Here is a 23,248-nt window from a genome sequence, read left to right as displayed (position 1 = left end):
TTTTCAGGATTTAATTTCAAAACTAAAGACAAGAAAAAAATATCTGGGTTGCAATTTTGTTGCAATATTTTATTTTTTTGATTTAATAATATTAATTATTTTAAATGCATCATCTGCCGAAACTCCTTTAGATGCTAAAAAGCGCAATAGTTTCTGATCTCGTAAAAAATCATTTTCGGCTTTAATAAATTTTAATTTATGCAATGCGATTTCTGTAAGTTTTTTGAGATAAGCTTCTTTATCTAATCCCGAAATTGCTTCAGAAATTAGTTCTGCCGGAATATTTTTAAGATATAATGCATTTTTAATTTTAGCCAGACCCCACTTTTGGTATTCTAATTTGTCATGTATAAATGCCTTAACAAAACGTTCTTCGTTTATGAAGTTTTCCTCAATAAGCTTAGCAATAATTTTTTTAATAGAGGTTTCGTCAACCTCTGCTTTTTGCAAACGTAGTTTAACTTCACTGCAACACATTTCGCGGCGGCTGCACCAAAACATTGCCCGGTTAATATAGAATTCGTAGTTTGTCAAATTATAATTTTGCTTTTGCAATTCTTGCTTTTTCGTTTATGTCATTAATAATAGTTATATTGTTAAATCCGGTGTTTTTAAATAACTCAGACACTTCATTTGCAAACTTTTCATGTATCTCAACATATAAAGTTCCATTTATTTCCAAATGGACTTTCGAAAATTCTGCAATATGTTTGTAAAATATCAATGGATCATCGTCAGGTGAGAAAAGTGCTAAATGTGGTTCAAAATCCTTAACATTATTGTGCATTATTTCTACGTCTTTATTGGGAATATAAGGAGGATTACTGACTATCACATTAAATTTATATTCAGAATTAAATGAGTTTGAATTACAAATATCATCTTGCAGTAAGGTTATTTCTGCATTATTTATTTTAGCATTTTCTGTTGCAATTTTCAGAGCACCTTTTGAAATATCTATTGCATAAATATCCCAGTTTTTTCTGTTCTTTTTTAAAGAAACCGGAATACAACCACTCCCTGTTCCAATGTCGAGTAATTTTATTTTCTCAATTTTATGTTCTGTTAAAATTAATTGCACAAGTTCTTCAGTTTCCTGTCGTGGAATAAGTACATTATTATCAACCTTGAACTTTAAGCCGAAAAAATCTGCTTCACCTAAAACATATTGTATGGGTTCTGAATTTAATAATCTTATTTCTATTGCTTTCCATATTTCTTTTTTTGTTTCCGGAAAAGGTTGCGAACGATTTTCTGAGTATCTGAATTTTGAGTAATTTAGCACATGTTCAACTGTCATAAAAGCAATATTTTCAGATTCGCAATCCGAATAAATTGTTTTTAACTTGTTTACCAGTTGATTAAAGTATGAATTTATTGTTTCAGACATAGAGTCAAAGATAAAAAATTAAGCATGAACATCGACCAAAAATTTATGCAACGTTGCATTGAACTTGCAGAAATGGGTTTAGGGAATACTGCTCCAAATCCATTGGTTGGTTGTGTAATTGTTCATGAACATAAAATTATTGGTGAAGGTTTTCATCAGCAATTTGGTGGACCGCATGCAGAGGTAAATGCAATTAATTCAGTTAAAAACAAAGAATTACTTAAAAACTCTACACTTTACGTTACGCTTGAGCCGTGCTCACATTATGGAAAAACTCCGCCATGTGCCGATTTAATTGTAAAAATGGGAATTCCGCGAGTGGTAATTTCTGCAGAAGATCCTTTTCCAAAAGTAGCAGGTAAAGGAATTGAAATTTTAAAAAATGCAGGAATAAATGTTCAAACAGGAGTTTTAAAAGAAGAATATGAATTTGTGAATCGAAGATTTTTCACTTTTTTAAAAAAACAACGGCCATATATTATTTTAAAGTGGGCACAAACTAAAGATGGATTTATTGATGTTGAAAGAACTGATGAGAAGCCGAAAATAACATGGATTACAAATGATACCTGTAGAACATTAGTTCACAAATGGCGGTCGGAAGAGCAGGCAATATTAATTGGAACTAATACTGCAATTAATGATAACCCCGAATTAACAGTAAGGTCGTGGACAGGTAAAAATCCATTGCGAATTGTTATTGATCAGAATAATATTCTTTCAAAAAATCTTAAGGTTTTTAACAATAAAGCTCAAACGCTAATTATTACTGAAAATATTCAGACAAATAAATCTGAAAAAAACATTGAAAATGTAAGAATGTCTTTTAACGAAAATCTTGTCGAAAGCATTTTAAACGAGCTCTATAAAAGAAATATACAGTCGGTAATTATCGAAGGAGGAGCGCAGACTTTAAACACTTTTATTTGTAAAAATATTTGGGATGAAGCCAGAGTTTTTACTGGTGATATAACATTTGGCAAGGGATTATCTGCACCAATTCTTAACAAAGAGCCTATTTCTACAGAAATGATACTGGAAAGTAAGCTGCAGGTATATAAAAATATATAATAACTGTATTAGTAAAAAATAATGGTTGACAGAGATTTATTTCTATCAACCATTAAAACATAATAATTAAATAGTGTTAAAAAGAACGAATAGCGCGAAATCGTGTTGCATTCGACTTAGTACGGTTAGTTTGCCCGCCAGTGTTAAAATCCACAACTTTTGCATCTGTAGCTGAAGTTTCTGTAGAACTCCAATAGAAGTTGAATGATCCAACATAAAAACCTCCAATTAGATTTTGATTTAGATAAAGTTTATTTAATTCATCACTACTTGGCAAATACCAATCACTATAACTTCCTATTGTTAAGTTAGCACAAACTTCGGCAGCAATTCCAGCTGTTGGGCAACCGGTCACGATATCAATAGTGTTTTGATTTCCTGTTCCTAAAATTATTCCTCCTGCTCCGGTTATATCTGTTCCAAAACAACCCCATTCTGTAGCAGATTCATCGCTTATTGCAGCAATAATACCGTGACGAATGTTAACATCGTAACCAGGATCGCCAGGTTGTAAAAAATATGCAATTATTCCACCTTGATAACTATCACCAATATTCAAATCTTTAATGTTACCATCAGACCATGTTGGAATTCCATTTTTATATTTTAATATTTGTCCGTTTAAACCAGAAGTAATATATACCCATGCAGTTCCATTCCAATAAAGCATTTGGCCCGGTGCAGTTCCAACTGGTGTGTTAATTAAGTCGTTATAATCGCCACTTGTTGCAACTTGTGAAAATGTTGGAGTTCCGCCAATGTTATTCCATTCGATAAAGCTTGAATTAATAGCATTCGCAACCATTTCAAATTTATTGCGAGGCGTCATTGCCGGATCAGCATTAATTGAAAATTCATAAAAAACCTGATTGTTAATTAAAGATGCTTCAATATTTGATCCACTTGAGGTTAAATCTATATTGAAAACTCCATTAATAACCGGAACAGAATAAGTATGCTGCCATATGGGAGTTCCGCCTATCTGTGTAAGATATACTCTGGTTGTAAAACTAAATATCCCATTTAAAGGTTGATAATTATTATCGTATAACTTTCCTCTATATATTAATGATGGAGAAATTGGTTGAATTCTGTAATTTGTTGAAATTAATTCGCCCAAGCCAACACCTTGTTTCTCAATTATGGTGCCCGAAATATTTTCAGCAGTTTTAGCATGTAATGCATATGGAACACTCATTATCTGGGTAGTTCCAGTAATCGAGTATGTTGTTCCACCCAAAGGATCGGTTTCTGTTTTTATAAAATATGGACCGTAAGCCCAGCTAATAGTATCGAACCCGAAACCAGTGCCTATTTCAATACTTACTAATCCATTTGCATTAGTAGTTGGGGTTTGTGTTTCACTGTAAATAGGTGTTGTTCCTTGCAAAATACTTATTTGCATGCCTACTTGTGTGTTTGTTACTAGAGTGTTACTGCTATTTCTGATTACTGCCTGATAGCTTATTTTTTGAGGCGCTTGTGCAAAAACATTAAATGTAAATATAATTGCTGCTATAATTGTAAATAGTTTTTTCATTTGTTATTTGTTTTTAATTATTTTAAATGTTTTGGTTTCTTTATTATTGATAAAAACAGTTAGAAAATAATTTGCTGGAGTTAAATTTTCCATAACAATATTTGTAATATTATTTTCTATTTTTTTCGTTTCTATTAATTTTCCGTTAACGTCTGTTAATTGATAAATTATGTTTTCATTGTTATAATTTGAAGTTTTAAGTTGTAAAAAATTTGTAGTTGGATTTGGGTATGCTAACATTTCAAGTATAATCTCATTATTATCATTAAGATTTGTTACAGTTGAAATTTCGAATGGTTGTTGTATCCCTTGAGCGATAGAACCCGTTATTCCATTATTTGTAGTATATGTAGTCTGACCAAATGAATAACTAACAGATCCTCCTGAACCAATGGCTTCTCCGCCAGAGCAATTTAACGATTGATGAATTTCTTGAGCTTGTAAGCTTTCTGAAATCAATAATGTGACTATTATTGCTCTTAAAAGTATTCTTATTTTCATATTTTGGTTAAAAATTTAAGCTTGCATTAATTTATTGATATCAAATTTCTTCATTTGCAAAAAAGCATTTGTTACCCTGCCTGCTTTTGCAGGATCACTCAAAAGCTTTGAAAGTATAGTTGGAATAATTTGCCATGATAACCCGTATTTATCTTTTAGCCATCCGCAATTACTCTCTTCTCCACCGTCTTTTGTAAGCATTTCCCAGTAATGGTCAATTTCTTCCTGGGTATCACAAAATACCTGAAACGATACAGCTTCGGTAAATTTAAAAAGAGGTCCACCATTTAATGCAACAAATGATTGCCCGTTTATTTGAAAATTTGCAGTTAAAACAGTTCCTTCTTTTTGTCTGTGAATTTCAAAACCTTCTTTTCCGTAACGACTTATGCTTTCAATTTTAGAATTTTTAAAAACTGAAACATAAAAATTTACTGCTTCCTCCGCCTGGTTGTCAAACCAAAGGCATGGTATTATTGGATTTCCCATTGTCTCTATGTATAATGTTATTTTGTTTCTGTATGCTTTCTGAAATTATTAAGAATTGTTTGCCAGCCTATTTTTTGTAATTCATATGAATTTTCGTTTTCTGCTTCAAAGTCTTCAATAACCTCTACTTTGTTATTTGTTTCTTTAAAAATAACTGTTGCTTTTCTTCCATCGCCCAAAGTGTATTCTATTAATTTATGAGTAATCACTTTGTTGTATACTCCGAAAAAATCGAAACCCATACTTCTGTCTTTAGATTCCATCCTGTAATTGAAATTACCACCGACACGCAAATCATTTTCTGCATGTGGAGAATGCCAATCCTCCGAAGCGGTATTCCATATTACAATATCTTCAGGACTAGTCCAACATTTCCACACTTTTTCTATAGGTGCATTTATTGTTGTTTGAACCGTAATTATTACTTTGTTATTTTCTTCCATGTATATTGTTATTTTTCATTACAATTAAACATCCATTGAATTCCAAACTTATCGGTACAACTGCCATAATATGCTCCCCAGAACATCATTTGTAAATCCATTGTAACTTTACCATCTTTTGATAATGCATCAAATAATTTTTTGGTTTCTGTTTTTGTGTCAGGTTCCAGCATAATGTTATAATTATTCCCGGCATTAACTACAAAACCCATTGATTCCGGAGCATCTGTTGCCATTAAAACATGTCCCCCAAGTATTGGTAATTCAATATGCATAATCAGGTTTTCGTCTTCTTTAGCTAATGGTGGCATTCCTTCTTGTGCCGGAATGTCTTTAAACCTGGCAACGCCACCGCCACCAAATTCTCCGCCAAAAATTGATTTATAATAGTTGAAAGCTTCCTCGGTATTGCGAGAAAAATTTAAGTATGTACTAACCCTTGCCATGATATTTTATTTTAAAATTATTTATTGTTTCATGAGATAAAGTTAATATAGAATTTGATTAATTGTTCGCAAAATAATGCTAAATAACATAAATAATCTTAAATTTTAAAAAGATAATTGTAGCCGAGCGAATTTATTTAACTGATATACAGGAGATAAGATGCTTTTTATGCAACTAGTTTTTGTTGATTACATTTAGCTTATTTGAAATTATATCTGTTATTTAGCACTAATGCCTTCTGCTTTTATACAAAGAATTGTGTTTTTTCAAAAATTTGTAATACTTTGTAAATCACATATATGGGAAGCGAGGATAAGCCAGAAGGAATTTTCCTAATTAAAATACAATTCCAAAGTGTAGTCCAATACTAAGATGAATATCTTCAGCATCAAAAGCACATTCCACAACAGGTCCGATGCAAAAAGGATCAATGTCAAATTCGTATTCAGTTTCTAAATGCAGTGCAAAATTTATTTTTTTTAAATTTTCGTCTTCTAACATTATACCTGGTGAAATATTAAATGATAATTCATCAATTACCATATATTTAGCTACAAGACCAAATGTATTATGTTTATGTTCGTCAAATATTCTTTCGAAACCAAACCCAAATCCAAACCTGGAATCGCTAATGTTTCTTAAGTAGTGAATGTGAAGTCCGTAACAAAAATTCTTTTCGTGTAATAAGTAAACGGGTGAATTTGCTATCCCAAGTTCATTTTTATGACTTCCGTGATCATGCTCGTTATGTAACGAGTCGGTTACATGGTTTTGTGCATAAATGTTATTAAAAGCAAAAAATAAAAATATGTAAAAAAGCGATTTAAGTCTCATGTAAAAATTTTTGAACAGCGAAGATAGATAATTAGACTGAATAGCTAATAAAACAGCTATCCATGATTATTCGATTTTTGTTTTTTCAATTTTGTCATGAAATTTCAAATATTCCGAAATGGCTGCAGAACCATACCATTTATATAATTCAACATCAAAAACTTTTGCTTTTACAGCAGGATCCGTTTGAAGCAGTTCATTCGCTTCATCTATTGTTTTTACATTTAGAATAAATAAGCCGCGATATGTTTTATCGTTTTTTCCAAAAGGACCGGCAATTATTAGTTTTCCCAAGTCTGCTAAACGATTAATGTTAGCCATATGACCGGCAAACAGGCTGTCGCGCTTAACTTTGTCTTCAATATTATTACTACCGGTTTTCAGAATAACAAATACGTACCATTTCATTCCGTATTCATCTGCCCCCAGAGTTTTGGCTAAAGTTGAGTCGTAACCAGGGGTTATGTTTTGACCGATTGCTGAAATTGAAAACAGGCAGATTGTAGTAAAGATTATTATTGATTTCATGTGTGATTTGTTATTTAATATTTAGATGGATTATTATAAACAAAAACTAAAAAGGATTTTTTCTCGTTAAGCTGAATTTCCTTTTTTTGAATAAGTTTTAAATGTAGTTTTTTGCAAATTATAGCGACCGTATTTTCGCTTATTTCCTTTGCTATTGACGATAAACTCTCAAGTGATGTGTATTTTGTTTTCGATACAAATGAAGTGTTTTTATTCTTTTGTATAATCAAAACAATCTTTCCGTTTTTATTAAGAGTCTTTGTTATTTTCTTTAATAATATTTCAGGATCTACATATTCTAATATTAGACCGCAGAAAGCCAAATCTATGTTTGATAAGTTAAGCTCTTCGTTTTGCAAATCAATACAGCACGTTGTTATATTATTAATTTTATTTTCAAAACGTATTTTTGTTTGCTTTAAATAATCGGGGTTTATGTCGATTGCGAATACTTTTTTTGTGATATTATTATCAATATGCTCTAATCCGTTTCCGGTTGAACACCCTATTAATGCAAAGTATTCTGGCTTGTATTCTTTTAAATATTCTTCAGTTAAATTATTTAAAACCTGTGCCTGACCAACCTCTAGCATATGATTTTCATATTCGGAAAATTTAATATTTAACCAGGGATTTTCATTTTGTGTTTCGGTTTTAATGATGATTCCAATTTCAGAAGTTAATTCATTAATGTTTTTACTGTTGTTATTTATTATATGATCAGTAATAATGTTTTTAGCCTGAACCTGTTTATTTAAAAGATTTACCTGGTCGTCAGAAACATTAATATGAATTGATTGATCTCTTGTTTTTACTCTTTTTAAACAAAGTGCAATGTCTGCCTGAATTTTTATAGTTACAACTTTAAAATCTTCCCTAAATCTGGATAGCATTTGGTCAAAATATACTGTTAACCCAGTCGATTCGAAAACAATTTTTGAATTATGATTAAGAACAGTTCTAACACTGTTTTCAATGCATTTGAAAGCGTCACTCAAATAAGTTTCGTCGTCAATTTGCCTGCCCTTCTTTACCTTTTTAACCCAATCTTCAACTCTTACAAATTTAATATCGAATTGTTTTTCCATTAATGAACCAATGTATGATTTCCCGCTTCCTTTAGGTCCAATTAAGAGATATATAATTTTGTTTTTCAATATAGGTATTTTGTTAGCTTTAATTGGGCAAATATAAAATGCGAAAAAGCGTAATTGTATTTAAATATGCCTGAATTTAGTACTACTATTAATTGTTCTGGTTGTTTTATTTTCCGGTTTTTGCCTTTGAATTAACAAAATTTATTTCATACAAATTTATCCAATCTTCAACAGATATTTTTTGCATTAGCTGACCTATTAAATCATAGGGTATTTCATCGGTTTTTTTAAAACGGATACAGCTTTTACCCATATCTAATTTTGATTTGCAATGCTTTGGAAATTCACTTACAAACCAGTCAAGCAATTTCGGACTGGCATAAATTCCCATATGGTACAAGGCGATAAAATTCTTTTGTGATGCAATATTTACTAAAGGTAACGGAAGTTTTGTGTTACAATGATATCCCTTAGGATACAAGCTATGTGGAACTACATATCCTATCATTCCATAACTTAATTCCTCTACAAATCCCTTTGGTAAATTTGCAAGAATAGTATTTCTTAATTTTAAGAAAGAATCAATTCTGTCAGCTGAAATAGTGTCCAGATATTCTTTAATATTTTGAGGTTTTGATATCATAAACAAATAATTTAATTATAATGAATTTTGTTTAACATTTTAATATGTTGTGCAATTTGTTGTAATAACTAATACAATCGTTTAGCAACAGTCGGAGCTACTAAGCTTATCCAAAATATATGAATAGGTTCTTTTTTATCAATTGTGCCATTATTGTTAAGATCAAGTTTGGCAAAAATATACATCACATCGTTTTGAGAATCGTATTGTGATTGTGTTACAGAATAATTTGCCGGTATAAGTTGTGTTTTAACAGTACAACTTGAATCAAAACAGTAAAATCTTCTAAGGTCTTTTTTGTTTATGAGTGTATCTTTATTGGTGTCTTCATCATAAACTGAAACTAAAAAATAATTACGATTAATAGGTTTTTTGTTTAATGAATCTTGTGTAAAACATGGGTAATACAAAGTTTTAATTAATGACGGACTATTAAATAAAAAATTAAGCTTTTCGGTTTTTAAATCATAATGTGCAATATTTAAAAGATTATAGCCGTATAGAATGTCTATGCCGGGCATGTAATGTTCCTGCTCATCGCTTGCGTCATCATAGTCATTATATGAATAACTGGAGTACCTGGAATAACTTTCAGTTACAGATCTGGGTTCTCCGTTTTTCTTTGACTTATAAACAGTAACTAATCTATGTTCTGGAAGTCCGGTGAGAATAACTGAATTTGGATTTGTTGCAATCTGATTTAATGTAACGTTTCCCTGAATGGAATTAATAGTATCGGTTATATTTGTAGATTCTGAACCAATAATACTTATTTGCTCTTCTTTTTGTTCTCCTTTTTTGTGAATACAAGAGGCAAGAAGGGTTATCAAAATCAGATTACCTAATATAATCTTTACGGAAAATGAATGTGTTGATTTGTTTAGCATATTTTTAATTCTTTGGTATACAAAAATAACATTTCTGAGAGAATTACCGCATTAAATATTTTTGAATTATTTTAATCAAAAGAATTCCTTGAGGTTTGCTACTTGATTAACGTTTTTGTTTTCTACAACAGATTATAGAGATAATTTTTTAGTAACAGTATAGAATATAAACCTTGGAGTAGATAATAGTGAGGATTACAACTTTTCTCAGCGTAGCTAAATCCTTACTTATTACCGTCGGGATTACAAATCCCGACGAGCTGCAGTTTTATTTTTAGCAACTACAATTTAACAATTTTCTCAATATTATATTTCTCTTTATTATATACTTTTACAAAATAGATTCCATCTATAGTTGATGAAATGTCCAGATAATAGGTAGCCTGTTTAGTGTCGAAGATTTTTGAATAAATTACTTCACCAAGCATATTCAAAATTTCAATTTCCATATTTCCTTCATTACTATTTTGATCTAGTATTTTGATCACAAATTTTCCGTTTGTGGGGTTAGGATAAACAGCAAATTCAGTTTGAGAATAAGAAACTGTTAAAGAAGTTGGACTTTGATATTCATATGCACCAATATCTATTGTACCAGCGACTACACGAGGATTTCCTGCTATATCAGATGTAGGATAAGAACCTACTGGATCTCCTGCGTTGATACAAGGAGATGTACTTTGCAAAGACCAATTAGCTGTTACTCCATTATAACCTGTTCCACTACCACCTGAAGGCAAGACAAAAAGAGGGTTCATGTTTATATTGTTTGAATAATTACCAGTAAAGAAATTACCGTTAAGTTCAAAACTAGCTGTACCACCCTGTACGTTAGAATAATAAATATTGGGATCGCAGTCCTCGTCACTTAAATACAATTGCTGCCCGCTTATACTGGCAGTATTGCCCCATAATATTGTATTGAGTAAAATAGGGTTAGTTGCGTTTGTGCAATAAATTGCACCGCCATTAACAGCACTGTTGTTTGCAATGGTAGAGTTTGTAATAATTAAATTGCTGTTATAAAAACAATAAATTCCACCACCTTTATTAGCGGTGTTGTTTGAAATAGTGTTATTTGAAATAGTTGGAATGCTATTAACACAATAAATTCCGCCGCCATTGTCAGCTAAGTTATTACAAATTTTATTGTTAATAATATTAGGGTTGAAATTGCTGCAATAAATTCCACCTCCTTCATTAGCAATATTGTTTGAAATGGTGTTGTTTATAATTGTAGGATTGAAGTAATAACAATAAATTCCGCCACCATAAAAAGAAGCCGTGTTATTTGAAATAGCGTTGTTTGAAATAGTTGGATCGCTATATTCACAATAAATTCCACTGCCATAATCAGCTGTATTGCTTAAGATTGTGTTATGTGAAATATTCGGGTTGCTGTAAAAACTGTAAATTCCACCACCATAACTTGTTATGTTGCCTGAAATAGTGTTGTTTGAGATAGTCGGATTGCTTTGTTCGCAGTAAATTCCACCACCATAGCCATTATTAGCAGCCGTATTATTTGAAATTGTGTTATTTAAAATCGTCGGGTTGCTGTTATCGTAGCAATAAATTCCACCGCCATAATTATCTGCTTGATTATTTGAAATAGTATTATTTGAAATAGTTGGACTACTTAGAAAACAACAAATTCCACCTCCAGAAGCATTGTTGGCCGTGTTGTTTAAAATTGTGTTATTTGTTATAATCGGATTGCATTTGTTATCGCAACAAATTCCACCTCCAGACCCATTTGCCATGCAGTCAGTTATATTGCAGTTTGAAATAAGTACTTTAGAAAAATTATTAAAGTAAAATGCTCCACCATTCACATCCGTTGCAGTGCCTGTGGCTTTACCATATTGCAATTTGCAACAGATAAATTTTGAGGTGTCATTTGTTGATGGTGTATTATCAAAGCGTATTCCACGCCAGCCGTTAGCAGTGTTGGCAGCAGTAAAAATAATGGTATCAGTTGAAGTGCCAATAGCAATAATCCTTCCTTGCACAAACAACTTGTAAGTTCCTTGAAAATTTATTGTTACACCAGGTTCAATTGAAAGGGTGGAGTCGTTTGGTACTTGAATACTTCCTTGTATTAAATAAGGTGAGCCAACAAGTGTCCAAGTTCCGCTAATATTTCCACCAGGAATAATAGTTTGAGCAAAACAACTTAATGTTGTTATAAATAATAAAGCAGATAAAATTATTGTTTTCATATAGTTTTTTTACAAAATTAGATTTTCCTTGCTGTAGACTGTTTATAAACTAGCATATAACGATTGAAGCGACCCAACACCGTGCGTTTACTTGCAGTTGTGCTTGCCCCTTCGGGGTCACACCACTAAAAATTTTATTTAATGTTATATTTGTCAAGTTGTCCATATATGCACGTTGTTTTAGTAGATAGTGTTAGGCACTTTATTACTTTTATTGTAATCTGTTTCAAGTTATTAATATTTGTTTTACTGCCCACCTATTACAACTACTTTAAATTTTTTCATGCCCGGATTTTCAACTAAACTTGAGTCAACAAACATACAATTTACAGTTACCATATCTACATAATAATTAAAATAAAATGATTGATATGAAGTTGAATAGGGTACTGCACACCAACCGTAATTACTACCAGAAGAATTTGCACCTCCAATCCAGAGAAATACTTGAACTGTTCCATTGTTCATGATTTCTGTCGTAATATCTGGCACTTGTAATACCGTTTCAAATGTATTATTCTGTGGCGAGGCGTCCCATTGACCTGCCTCTATAATTGTTGTTTTTACATTGGCATTTCCCTGAGCACCAGTTTCGCCTTTTGGTCCAGTTTCTTTACGACAAGAAACCAAAATTACAACAAGTAAGAGTCCAACAATAATTTTATTTTTCATAATTTATATTTTAATAATCATTCATGTCAACGCAATGGACTTTATAATATTGCGCAGAACGTTTGAGGCTACGGAACAACCTACATTTACTTGCAGTTGTGCTTGCCCCTTCGGGGTCAAACCACTAAGAATTTTATTTGATGTTATATTTGTCAAGTTGCCCATAGCTGCTCGTTGTTATCGTAGGTGGTGTTATAGCCGGGTGTTCTTTTTTAATTCCATCTGCAATAAATATTTGCTCTTAGGAGCTGTATAGAAAACTATTTCCCCGCCATTTTCACAGTTTTCGAATAATTCTTTGTCAACGCGATATCGTGTATTTTCAATGATTAAATCATAACGATAAAACTCATTCATTTCTTGTCCAATATAAATTGTTGCGCTACCAGCTTCGAAATCTTTTGTTTTTTCTTTTAATTGAATAATTTTAACTTCATAATTTTTTTCACCATTCTTTATATCAGAAATATATTTTCTATTCATAAAAATATTCAATAATATCGAAATAGTCACGAATGTAGCAATTGAAATTAAAACTATAATATTTGAAAAGTCAAATTTATTTACGAAAACTATTGAAACAATTACAATAATTGAAATAGTCAATAACAAGAAGGGTAAAATTATTCCCATTCTGCATTGGTATTTTAAATCTTTAATGTCTTTGTCAGTTAGTAGATGTCTCATTTTATACTTGGCTATAACAGTTGAAGCTACGGAACGACGAGCTTTTACTTGCAGCCGGTATCAAACCGTTAATGATTTTATGTAATGTTAAATGTGTCAAGTTGTCCATAACAGCCTGCTAAATTTTAACCGTGCGTTAGCGTTACGTTGGTTTTATATTGTTTTATTAAATTAACTATTACTTCTTTGGTATCCAGCTTATACTTAGGTTATATGTTGTAAAATTGCCAGGTTGAAATCGATTGTCGGAATAGTGTGACTTTTGTGGTAATGAAGTATAATCAAACTTAATATTTAATGGAAGCTTAGTTATTTTATTCAATGGCAATTGGAATCCAAATCCATAGGTGAAAATATTTATTCTTTTTTTCACTTCATCCTCAGGTGCATTATAAGTGTCTATGCTTTCATTATAATATCCTGCACGTAGGCAAATCATTTCTAGAAATAATACTTCTATACCTGAATGTGGTCCAGATAAATATTTGTAATTAAATAATTTCTGATATTCACCTAAAATAGTGATTTTTAAAGTGCGAAGTGAATCGTTTAATAAGGGCTTATTAATATAGATTTGGTAACTAGCACCAAACCTAGAAATTACTGGTAAATAAAAAGTGTAATTGTTGTCAGTAAATTTAACGTTGCTAAAATTTGTCAAAGATGCCCCTATGTTTAAGGAATGTTTTATGTTGTAGTTTTTGCATAAATTGAATTTTTTAATAGCTCCAAAATCGAAATAAAATATAGGTTTCAAGTCGGAAAGGCTACTATAATTGTAAAAATTATAATAGTTTGTATTTAACCCTATAAATAAATTTTTAATAGGCTCAGAAGCAAGAGTGAATGTAATATTAGTTGTATGTAATCTAACACTTTCTACTATATTACCATTTAAATCTACAATATCTATATCTTGACCATATGTGAACCTTCTTCTTGTCATAGCCATTGTAAGATATTTGTTATACTTATATCCAATGTTAGTGAATATGTCCTTTGCTTTAGGTAAAAAATAAAGATTTGCCATTGAAAGTGTACCATTAATTTCAATCTTATTTATTGTAGAAATTCCGGCAGGATTATAGAAAACAGATGATAAATCTCCTTCTAGTGAACAATATCCTCTTCCCATTGCTTCAGCTCTTGCACTTGGTTGTCTTAAGAAGAAATTTTCATATAGGGTATTTCCATTATACTGACTAAAGCTTAGTATTGGGAATAGAATTATCAGAATTATAATTATTGATTTCATCGTTTGTTTATTTAGTGATTTATTTTACCAATGAACGCTAACTATCTTATATGTATAACTTATAATAAATACTCATCAACTGTTTGCCTACTTTTAGAATAATTGTTTACAAGCATTTTAATGATTATTCAAAAATACAAAATAATCTATAACAATCTAATTTCTTGCCTTATTTACATTTCTTAAATCCCGGGCAATTTTTATCGTTACCGGTTTTAACCCTTTCTGTTTTTGCTTTCTTTGTTTTTTTTGTTCCGTAGGTATGGGAGAGTGTTGGGTCTGTTGTTTTACATGAAAACAAAAAAATAAGTATTATAAAAAAATACTTTATGTTAGAATTTATTTTCATGCTAATTAATTAAACAGAAGGTGTAATATTATGCAAGTTACAAAATAAAGGAGAAGAATACAATTTTAGGGCTATTTGCATTTAATAAAAAAGCCGTCCCGGTTTGGAACAGCTTTTTAAAACAAACTAACCAACTTGTTTACTGTATTACCAGTTTCTTATTTAAAATTTTATTATTTTGCTCAACATTCAGAAAATACAAGCCTTTTCCTTCACTCGAAATATCAATTGTTTTGTTATAACCTCCTGTAAAATCTTTTAATACTTCTTTGTAAACTGCTTTACCATTAGCATCGAATACTGTTATTTTTGTATTCCCTTTATCGGGCAGGTTAAAAGATAAATTAAATTTACCGTTGTTAGGATTCGGGTAAAAATCCAGTTTTTCAATTTTTAAATTGTTCTTTGTTGTAGAGGTTACCACATCTGCTTTTTCGAGCTTTTTTAAGTCGCTTTCGTTAAGGTCGTCAATATTAACTCTGGCTTTAATAATTATTACCTTTTTGCCACCTTTGGAATTAATAACCTGTACATCGGTTTCAACATTTTCTGTATTCACTTCTTCGCCGTTAATAGTTATTGTTTTAACGGTTCCATCTTCAGAAACTTCAACTTTCACATCTTTTTCAAGGTCAGAATTTGAGCCATTGCACGATTTTACAATAACCTTTTTATGTTTACTGCCACCTTTATCGTCACAAATTACAGTACATGTTTGCTTGGTGTTACAAATCTTTACAGAATCACCAGATAAATTGCAGCATTTAATAATGTCTGTAAATGATGTGTCGCCTTTAATACAAACCATTTTCATGTGTTTGTCGTTGCCTTCTTCATTTGTGTTTACAATAATCTGTTTAATTATTTTTTCGCCATTCGAGCCGGATTCATTAATTCCATAAGAGTTTAATAAACCGCTAATCATGTTTTCGTTAAATTCTCCCGTAAACGAGAGTGTAGTGTCAATTACAGTGGTTACACCGTTTTTTTCTGTTACAATCTTAATAGTAACTGTTCCGTTTTTTTCGGGTTCGTTATCCGGAATTAAGAAACTAAATCCGAAAGTAACTCCCAATACCAAACAAATTGCAATAATAGATGTTTTCATAATAAATCCTCCTTTTTTATTTTATTGTTAATGCAAAATTATGTTTGATTTTGCCTGCTTATGGTTAAGGTCTGGTTAAGAAAGGTTAAGGAAACGTTAAAGTTTAAAATCGAATATTTTATAGTTGTATATTTGAATCAAAATTGATATTAAGTGAAGCCAAAAGCTATAAGATATATAATTTTGTTAATGAGCATTTCCCTTATCGGGATTGTGTTTGTGCAGATTTTCTGGATTATGAATGCCGTTAAAATTAACGAGGAACAATTCGGGCGCAAGGTGAATGAAGCAATGAACGAGCTTGTAAGTAAAATTGAAACAGACGAGACAAGTCATATAATAACAAGTAATATTTGCTCTATTAATGTTGATAATTTACCGGAAAATGCAGACTGTATGCCGGAATCTTTGATTAATCATAAAAACAAACATAAAACTCAGTTCAAAAAGATTATCATTTCCAAAGATTCTAATGGTTGCTCGGGGCTTCAGATAAACCAGGATTGTAAAACCATAAAAATTGATTCAAAATTAACGGGTGATTTTGATGAGTTTGTAAAGTCTTCGGTAAAAGTAACAAATGACAGTTCTAAAGATGTTTGCATTACTGTGATTAAAAACAACAATAAAATAAATGTAAAAACAGATAAATTCAGAAATGTGGTTGAGAAAATGTTGGTAGAGTATGAATTTAAAAATATTACTTTAGATAAAAGGCTTCAGAAAATAAATTTCTCTCAACTGCTTAAATCAGTTTTAAAAAATAATGCTATTGATTTGCCTTACGAGTATATTGTTAATGGAAAAAATAAAATTGATTCGGCTTTAATTTCCAAAGGATATAAAGAAGATTCCAAAGCATATGTTTATTCGGTTAACTTGTTCCCAAATGATTTGGTTGCAAAGTCGGATTATTTAAAAATGTATTTTCCCGAAAGAAACAGTTATATATATCGGTCATTATCATTTATGATAATAGGATCGATTGTTTTTACATTAATTATACTTATGACTTTTATAATTACAATTTTTGCTATACTGCGCCAGAAGAAAATTTCCGAGATTAAAAACGATTTTATTAATAACATGACTCATGAGTTTAAAACTCCAATTGCTACCATTTCATTAGCTACGGACGCAATAAATAACCCGGTTGTGCTTGAAGATAAAAATCAGATTTTAAATTTTAACAGAATTATTAAAGAAGAGGCGTTACGAATGAATTCTCAGGTACAGAAGGTTCTTCAGATGTCGTTGTTTGATAAAAAAGATGTTGAGTTTCATATTACAACATTAAATGCTCACGAACAAATTGAAAAAGCGGTTGAAAGAATTAAACTTCAGTTAGAACAAAAAAACGGGAATATTTCGCTGGAGTTAAACGCAAAAAAATATTTTATTGAAGCGGATCTGGTACACCTTAATGGTGCTTTGCTAAACATACTTGATAATGCTGTTAAGTATTCTAAAGATTTACCATCCATAAAAATTTCAACTTATAACAAAGAGAATAATATTTGTTTTGCAATTTCTGATAATGGAATTGGAATGGAAAAAGATGATGCTAAAAGGGTTTTCGATAGGTTTTACAGGGTTCACACCGGCGATGTTCATAATGTAAAGGGATTTGGTTTGGGTTTAAGTTATGTTAAGGAAGTTGTAACAGCTTTTAAAGGAAACATTACCGTTCAGAGCGAAAAAGGAGTTGGCAGCACATTCACATTTTGTTTACCAATAAAAAATGACGAATAAACAAAAAATATTTCTGGTTGAAGATGACAAGAACTTTGGTATGGTTCTTAAATCCTATCTTGAGATACAGGGATTTCATGTAAGTTTATTTGAGGATGGTGCAAAGGCAATTCATTATTTTCGTAACAACGAATACGATATTTGCATACTTGATGTAATGTTACCAAATTTTGACGGTTATGCAGTGGCTCGAGAAATAAGATTAGTAAACGAAACAATTCCGCTATTCTTTCTGACCGCTAAAACATTAAAGGAAGATATATTAAAAGGATTTTCGCTTGGAGCCGATGATTATATTACAAAACCATTCGATTCGGAAGTATTGTTATTAAAAATAAAAGCAATATTAAAAAGGCATTGCGTTCAAAAAGAAAATAACGAACAGGAAGAATTTAATATTGGAATTTACATATACAACAGTCGTTTCAGAACATTGGCAAATGGAAATGAAGTCCATAAGTTGTCGCCAAAAGAGTCATGCCTTTTACAATTAATGTGTAAAAATCTGAATAATATTACACCTCGCGAAACGGCGTTAAAAACAATCTGGGGCGACGACAACTATTTTACTACCCGAAGCATGGATGTGTTTGTAACAAAGCTCAGAAAATATTTAAAAGATGATGCCCGGGTTGAAATTACAAACTTACACGGTAATGGTTATATTCTAAGTGTGAAGGAATAAACCAGACAATTATTTCTGTAATAATTAATCGAACTGGAATTATTTAAGCGCAAAAGTTGCGGTACCAATTTGTTTGCCTTCGCTAAAAAGATCAACTGTGTAAACACCTTCAGTTAAATCGCCTGTATTTGCCCAAAAGATACACATATCAACATCTTTATTCTCATAATCGATTTCTCTTTTTGCAGAATAAAGTATTTGATTTCCCTCATAATCAAACATTCCACCTTCGGTATTTGGTAAAATTTCTTTGTCGGGACGAGCAATTCTTAAATAAACTATTCTGTTTCCCGATTTTGCAATTGCATTTTCTGTAAGGGTAAAACAAACTTTTATTCTTGTAACTTTTTTGGCTTTTGTTACTTCTTTCCCTTTTTCGTTTACAGGCAATGGCGAAATACTTATAGCTCTTAACGCAGAAGCAACATCTACTTTCTGTGACAAATCATCGGTTTTAACCTGAAGAGTTTCTTTTTCGGATTTTACTTTCTGAAAGTCGGTTTTAACCTGTTTGTTTTCTTCAACCAGTAATTTATTTCTTGTATTTAGTGAATCGATTTGAACAATATAGCTTCGCATAATTTCACGAAGTGTTCCCAATTCCTTTTTATACTGACTGATTTGATAATAATTTGCAGATTTTAAATTTTTAATCTCATCAAGCATTTCTTTAATCTTTGTTTTCTCCTCTTCTAGCTCACTTGATATTTTAGAGTTATCAGTTTTTAATGCATCATATTGAGCAAGCATATCGTTGAATTCTTTTTCAAGATTGGCTTTTTCTGCACCTGTATCTTTTAGTTCTACCTCAACAAAAACTTTTTCTTTTCGCATAGTGTAAAACTTATATGCAAAAAACCCATTGGATACCAATAAAATAAGTATCACAATAAAATAAACAAGATCCATTTTTTTGCGTGGCGCGCCAGTTGTATTTAACTCGTCCATATTCTGCACAATTTTGCTACAAAGTTAATTTAAAACGTTTGCCGAAAAAATTCATTGTCTGAACAAAAGTTAAAAATTATGTATATCTCAAACGGCGACCAATTCGTAAAGTCGTTTTTCTTGTAATTCCATTAAGTTTACATAATCTGGAAATAGATACTCCGTTTCTTTTTGCTATTCTTCCAAGTGTATCACCTTTTCTAATAGTATAATATCTGGCTTTTTGAACATCGTCAAGATATTCGAAACGACAACGATCTACAATTAAAGTATCGCTTACAAGAGTAAAATTATTAAAATCAATTATTTCACTAGGGTTAATCGGGCCTCCCAGATATCTGATTTCAAAATGTAAATGTGGTCCTGTTGAATGTCCTGTGTTTCCTCCAAGTGCAATAAGTTCCCCGGCTCTTACCTCCTGATTTGGTTTTACTAATGCTTTTGAAAGATGAGCATAAAGAGTTTCAAGTCCATTATTATGCCTTATAACAACAACATTACCATACGATTTACTCTTTCTAACAACTCGAACCATTCCATCAAATGTCGAAACAATACTATCGCCAACATTTAACCCTAAATCAATTCCATAATGATATTTCCATTTTCTCCATCCAAAATTTGAATTTATGGGTTTACGATTCATTGGCATTGCAAAAACCGAATTACTATCTAAAAGCGATAAAATTCTTGTTTCTGTAAATTTATTCATCTTGGACTGATAGGGATGAATATCTAAAGTATCCCAAAAAAAGTACTGATTATATGCAGGAACATCTAAATTATTATCCTTAATAATTTTAAAATACTCGTTGGTTGCTGTTACGGCATCTACCGGATCGAGCTCATCATCTTCCTGTGGACCAACACTATTTGTATCGGGAACTTCTTTAATTACATTTGGCGAAGATTGAGAAAACGCATAAAAATTAACAGTAAAAAAAATTAAAAAAAGAATTGCGTGTAATCTCTTCAAAACAGTTGATTTTTTTGGTAGTTCAGACAACAAAAATAGCAGTATTAGCGAAACAGCCAAATTTATTACTATAAAAGTTACTTTTTAGTAAAAATTTAACTTTTTGCTTTCTTTAGTGAAAACGCTATAAGAATGATTCCCAAAACAATAACTGGAATACTTAACCATTGACCCATATTTAAAGTCATTGATTTTTCGAAATCAACTTGCACGTCTTTGTAAAACTCAACAAAAAAGCGGAATCCAAAAACCAATACCATAAATAGTCCGGTAAGCAAAAAAGGTTTCGTTCCTGCATTCTTCTTAAAAAACAGCCAGAGCAATAGTATAAATATCAGCAAATAAGCAAGCAATTCATATACCTGTGTTGGGTGACGCGGAATCAAATCAACTTGAGGAAAAATAAATGCCCATGAAACAGTTGTTGGCGAACCTATAATTTCTGAATTAAGTAAATTTCCACTACGTATAAAAAAGCCTGAAAGAGCTACTACGATTACTATTCTGTCAACTATCCAGGCATAGCTTCTTTTCTGTAGATATGAAAACAAAGCTAAAGAAGCTAATATACCAATCGCTGCACCATGACTTGCTAATCCACCTTGCCTGATATTTAATATTTCCCATGGATTTGCAAAATAATATTCCGGTTCATAAAAAAGACAATGTCCCAGTCGAGCACCTATTACAGTTCCCAACAACATATAAATCGTTAATCTGTCAAGAACTTTTGCAGGAATATTTTCTTTTTTAAAAATTCTCTGCATTATTATATAGCCAAAAAAGAATCCGGCAGCAAATAATAAACCATACCAACGAACAGCAAATCCGCCAATATTAAACATTTCGGGAGATGGATTCCAGTTAATATACAATGTTGTCATGCTTTAAAATTTTATTTTTCAAAGTTAATTTATTTTTGAATTGAAGTTAATAAAACCTAATGCACCTTTTTACCAAAAGATAAGTTGTTATTTTTGTATTTTTGCAGCGAAACAATAATAAATGAAGAATCTATTTCTTTTAATCTCAATATTATCAGCGTTTATAGGATTACTATACTCCTGTGCGAGTCAGTCTGCTTTAGAGGGCGGACCAAGAGATGAAAAGCCCCCTGTACTAATAAAAAGCACTCCTTTAAATCAATCAATAAACTTTACAGAGAAAAAAATATATCTTGATTTTGACGAGTTTGTTCAGCTAAAATCAATACAGGAGAAATTAGTGGTTTCTCCACCCATGAAAGAAAAACCAAAGATTATCTGTAAAACAAAATCTGTAATTATTACTTTTGAAGATAGTTTGATTCCTAACACAACCTACAACCTTAACTTTTCAGATGCAATTGCCGACTTAAACGAAAATAATTCGATTGATAATTTTCATTTTTGTTTTTCTACAGGACCGTATATTGATTCACTAAAAGTTTCAGGAAAAGTTCTTGAATCTTATACCCATAAACCGGAAGTCGGAATGTTTATTTTGTTATATAATGAGACTTTTGATTCTGTTCCCTTAAAAAATCCTCCGTTTTATATTGGAAAAACAAATGCAAGCGGAATATTTAATTTAGAAAATTTAAGAAGCGGGAAATACAAAATATTTGGCTTAAAAGATGCCAACAGTAACTTATTGTTCGATTTACCAAACGAAAGAATAGCTTTTTCAGACACATTAATTGTGCCTGATGCAATAAACAAAACTCTCACAGACACCATAAAAGAAGACTCAATTGTTACATTTGTAAGAACCGAATACAGTCCATCAAATTTGATTTTTTATTCGTTTGAGGAAGATCGTGTCAAACAGTTCATAAAAAAAACAGGGCGACCGGAAAAAAATAAATGCCAGATTTATTTTAATAGAAAAGGATTTAAAAATTTAACAGTAGACCCAATAACAACTAACAAATATATTGTTGACAAAAACAGCCGTCTCGATTCACTTACAATTTGGATTATCGATTCGGTAGATTATAGCAAAGACAGCCTTAAATTTAAAATAACATATTTTAAAAAAGACAGTGTAAATCAGCTATACAAAGCAATTGATACGGTGACCTTTGTTTATAACGAAAACACTAAAAAACCAAGTATTCTTAAAAAACCAAGTATTTTAACTACTCTTCAAAACAATCAGCAAATAAGCTATAATGAAAGCCCAAGATTAAAATTCTCTAATCCTGTGTTACAATTAACAACAGATAAAATAATTTTAGAAGAATCTAAAGATACTGTTTTTTATAAGGTTAATCCTCAAATTTTAATTGATAGTCTTTCTTCCTCGATTTATTATTTAAGTTACAAATGGAAAGATGAAATGAACTATCGTTTTAGTTTTAATAAAAATAAAATTAAAGATGTTTATGGTCTTGCATGCGATACTATTGTTAGAACATTTAAATCTGCTTCAGCTGATTATTATAGTACCATTAAGTTTGAAGCCACAGGACCAGTAAATTCATATGTTTTTCAATTAATAGATTCAAAAGAATCAGTATTTGCCGAGTGGAAAGGACAACTTCCGTTAATTAAAAAACTAGACAGGCTTAATCCTGGCAAATATAAATTAAGAGTATTTGTCGACTCAAATAAAAACGGAAAATGGGATACAGGTTGTTATCTGGAACATACACAGCCAGAAAAATTTTATTTTTATCCCGAAGAAATTAACCTACGCTCAAACTGGGAAATTGAAATTAAGTGGGAATTGAAAGAGTAGTTG

At 31.0% G+C, this 23,248-nt stretch carries 24 protein-coding genes; 4 read left to right on the top strand and 20 right to left on the bottom strand.

Features of this window, described 5'->3' with window-relative positions; translation table 11 throughout:
- Window positions 1-69: 69 nt before the first annotated feature.
- Both HY951_11270 and prmC read right to left on the bottom strand, forming a co-directional pair.
- Entirely contained in the window at window positions 70-501 is a 432-nt protein-coding gene (locus tag HY951_11270; GenBank protein ID MBI5540631.1) for a RecX family transcriptional regulator, read from the bottom strand.
- Window positions 502-535: 34 nt separating this feature from the next.
- The gene (prmC, locus tag HY951_11265) at window positions 536-1,390 is read right to left on the bottom strand and encodes a peptide chain release factor N(5)-glutamine methyltransferase (protein ID MBI5540630.1); all 855 of its coding nucleotides are present in this window, start codon (window positions 1,388-1,390) and stop codon (window positions 536-538) included.
- 24 nt (window positions 1,391-1,414) lie between these two features.
- Between prmC and ribD the strand changes: the two genes are divergently transcribed.
- Window positions 1,415-2,461, top strand: a complete 1,047-nt coding sequence (ribD, locus tag HY951_11260; GenBank protein ID MBI5540629.1) for a bifunctional diaminohydroxyphosphoribosylaminopyrimidine deaminase/5-amino-6-(5-phosphoribosylamino)uracil reductase RibD — start codon at window positions 1,415-1,417, stop codon at window positions 2,459-2,461.
- A 76-nt stretch (window positions 2,462-2,537) separates the two neighbouring features.
- Here ribD and HY951_11255 read toward each other — a convergent pair whose 3' ends face one another.
- From HY951_11255 to HY951_11185, 15 genes are all read right to left on the bottom strand, one after another.
- Complete coding sequence (locus tag HY951_11255) at window positions 2,538-4,001, bottom strand: DUF1566 domain-containing protein (GenBank protein ID MBI5540628.1); 1,464 nt, start codon at window positions 3,999-4,001, stop codon at window positions 2,538-2,540.
- Between the two features lie 3 nt (window positions 4,002-4,004).
- Window positions 4,005-4,502 (bottom strand): T9SS type A sorting domain-containing protein, encoded by a 498-nt coding sequence (locus tag HY951_11250; protein MBI5540627.1) that lies wholly within the window; start codon window positions 4,500-4,502, stop codon window positions 4,005-4,007.
- 15 nt (window positions 4,503-4,517) lie between these two features.
- Window positions 4,518-4,991, bottom strand: a complete 474-nt coding sequence (locus HY951_11245) for a VOC family protein (protein MBI5540626.1) — start codon at window positions 4,989-4,991, stop codon at window positions 4,518-4,520.
- A 17-nt stretch (window positions 4,992-5,008) separates the two neighbouring features.
- Window positions 5,009-5,434, bottom strand: a complete 426-nt coding sequence (locus HY951_11240) for an SRPBCC family protein (GenBank protein ID MBI5540625.1) — start codon at window positions 5,432-5,434, stop codon at window positions 5,009-5,011.
- 8 nt (window positions 5,435-5,442) lie between these two features.
- Window positions 5,443-5,880: a VOC family protein gene (locus HY951_11235; GenBank protein MBI5540624.1), complete on the bottom strand. Its 438-nt coding sequence runs from the start codon at window positions 5,878-5,880 to the stop codon at window positions 5,443-5,445.
- 337 nt (window positions 5,881-6,217) lie between these two features.
- The gene (locus tag HY951_11230) at window positions 6,218-6,715 is read right to left on the bottom strand and encodes a hypothetical protein (GenBank protein MBI5540623.1); all 498 of its coding nucleotides are present in this window, start codon (window positions 6,713-6,715) and stop codon (window positions 6,218-6,220) included.
- 66 nt (window positions 6,716-6,781) lie between these two features.
- Window positions 6,782-7,243 carry a hypothetical protein gene (locus HY951_11225; protein MBI5540622.1) on the bottom strand — a complete coding sequence of 154 codons (462 nt, stop codon included), beginning with the start codon at window positions 7,241-7,243 and terminating at the stop codon, window positions 6,782-6,784.
- A gap of 14 nt (window positions 7,244-7,257) precedes the next feature.
- On the bottom strand, window positions 7,258-8,400 hold the full coding sequence (locus HY951_11220) for a methyltransferase domain-containing protein (protein ID MBI5540621.1): 1,143 nt from the start codon (window positions 8,398-8,400) through the stop codon (window positions 7,258-7,260).
- 106 nt (window positions 8,401-8,506) lie between these two features.
- A complete protein-coding gene (locus HY951_11215) occupies window positions 8,507-8,983 on the bottom strand; it encodes a DUF1801 domain-containing protein (GenBank protein ID MBI5540620.1) in 477 nt (158 codons plus the stop codon).
- Between the two features lie 68 nt (window positions 8,984-9,051).
- A complete protein-coding gene (locus HY951_11210) occupies window positions 9,052-9,870 on the bottom strand; it encodes a hypothetical protein (GenBank protein ID MBI5540619.1) in 819 nt (272 codons plus the stop codon).
- 281 nt (window positions 9,871-10,151) lie between these two features.
- Window positions 10,152-12,092, bottom strand: coding sequence for a right-handed parallel beta-helix repeat-containing protein (locus HY951_11205; GenBank protein ID MBI5540618.1), 1,941 nt, complete (start codon window positions 12,090-12,092; stop codon window positions 10,152-10,154).
- A gap of 246 nt (window positions 12,093-12,338) precedes the next feature.
- Window positions 12,339-12,764, bottom strand: a complete 426-nt coding sequence (locus HY951_11200; GenBank protein ID MBI5540617.1) for a hypothetical protein — start codon at window positions 12,762-12,764, stop codon at window positions 12,339-12,341.
- Between the two features lie 192 nt (window positions 12,765-12,956).
- Window positions 12,957-13,451 carry a hypothetical protein gene (locus HY951_11195; GenBank protein ID MBI5540616.1) on the bottom strand — a complete coding sequence of 165 codons (495 nt, stop codon included), beginning with the start codon at window positions 13,449-13,451 and terminating at the stop codon, window positions 12,957-12,959.
- 178 nt (window positions 13,452-13,629) lie between these two features.
- Entirely contained in the window at window positions 13,630-14,706 is a 1,077-nt protein-coding gene (locus HY951_11190) for a hypothetical protein (GenBank protein MBI5540615.1), read from the bottom strand.
- A 488-nt stretch (window positions 14,707-15,194) separates the two neighbouring features.
- On the bottom strand, window positions 15,195-16,163 hold the full coding sequence (locus tag HY951_11185; GenBank protein MBI5540614.1) for a T9SS type A sorting domain-containing protein: 969 nt from the start codon (window positions 16,161-16,163) through the stop codon (window positions 15,195-15,197).
- Window positions 16,164-16,352: 189 nt separating this feature from the next.
- Here HY951_11185 and HY951_11180 point away from each other — a divergent pair, with 189 nt between their 5' ends.
- On the top strand, window positions 16,353-17,915 hold the full coding sequence (locus HY951_11180; protein ID MBI5540613.1) for a HAMP domain-containing histidine kinase: 1,563 nt from the start codon (window positions 16,353-16,355) through the stop codon (window positions 17,913-17,915).
- Window positions 17,905-18,600: a response regulator transcription factor gene (locus HY951_11175; protein ID MBI5540612.1), complete on the top strand. Its 696-nt coding sequence runs from the start codon at window positions 17,905-17,907 to the stop codon at window positions 18,598-18,600. Before HY951_11180 ends, HY951_11175 begins: the two co-directional genes overlap by 11 nt.
- Window positions 18,601-18,639: 39 nt before the next feature.
- Here the strand turns inward: HY951_11175 and HY951_11170 are convergent, their stop codons facing one another.
- The 3 genes from HY951_11170 to lgt form a co-directional block, all read right to left on the bottom strand.
- The gene (locus HY951_11170) at window positions 18,640-19,548 is read right to left on the bottom strand and encodes a hypothetical protein (GenBank protein MBI5540611.1); all 909 of its coding nucleotides are present in this window, start codon (window positions 19,546-19,548) and stop codon (window positions 18,640-18,642) included.
- Window positions 19,549-19,624: 76 nt separating this feature from the next.
- Window positions 19,625-20,524, bottom strand: a complete 900-nt coding sequence (locus HY951_11165; protein MBI5540610.1) for a peptidoglycan DD-metalloendopeptidase family protein — start codon at window positions 20,522-20,524, stop codon at window positions 19,625-19,627.
- Window positions 20,525-20,619: 95 nt separating this feature from the next.
- Window positions 20,620-21,408 carry a prolipoprotein diacylglyceryl transferase gene (lgt, locus tag HY951_11160; protein MBI5540609.1) on the bottom strand — a complete coding sequence of 263 codons (789 nt, stop codon included), beginning with the start codon at window positions 21,406-21,408 and terminating at the stop codon, window positions 20,620-20,622.
- Window positions 21,409-21,529: 121 nt separating this feature from the next.
- Between lgt and HY951_11155 the strand changes: the two genes are divergently transcribed.
- Window positions 21,530-23,245 carry an Ig-like domain-containing protein gene (locus HY951_11155; protein ID MBI5540608.1) on the top strand — a complete coding sequence of 572 codons (1,716 nt, stop codon included), beginning with the start codon at window positions 21,530-21,532 and terminating at the stop codon, window positions 23,243-23,245.
- Window positions 23,246-23,248: the final 3 nt, after the last annotated feature.

The organism is Bacteroidia bacterium, from assembly GCA_016218155.1.
Taxonomy (GTDB): domain Bacteria; phylum Bacteroidota; class Bacteroidia; order Bacteroidales; family GWA2-32-17; genus GWA2-32-17.
The sequence above is the reverse complement of the archived record's forward strand: the minus strand, read 5'-3'. Positions and strand labels throughout refer to the sequence as shown.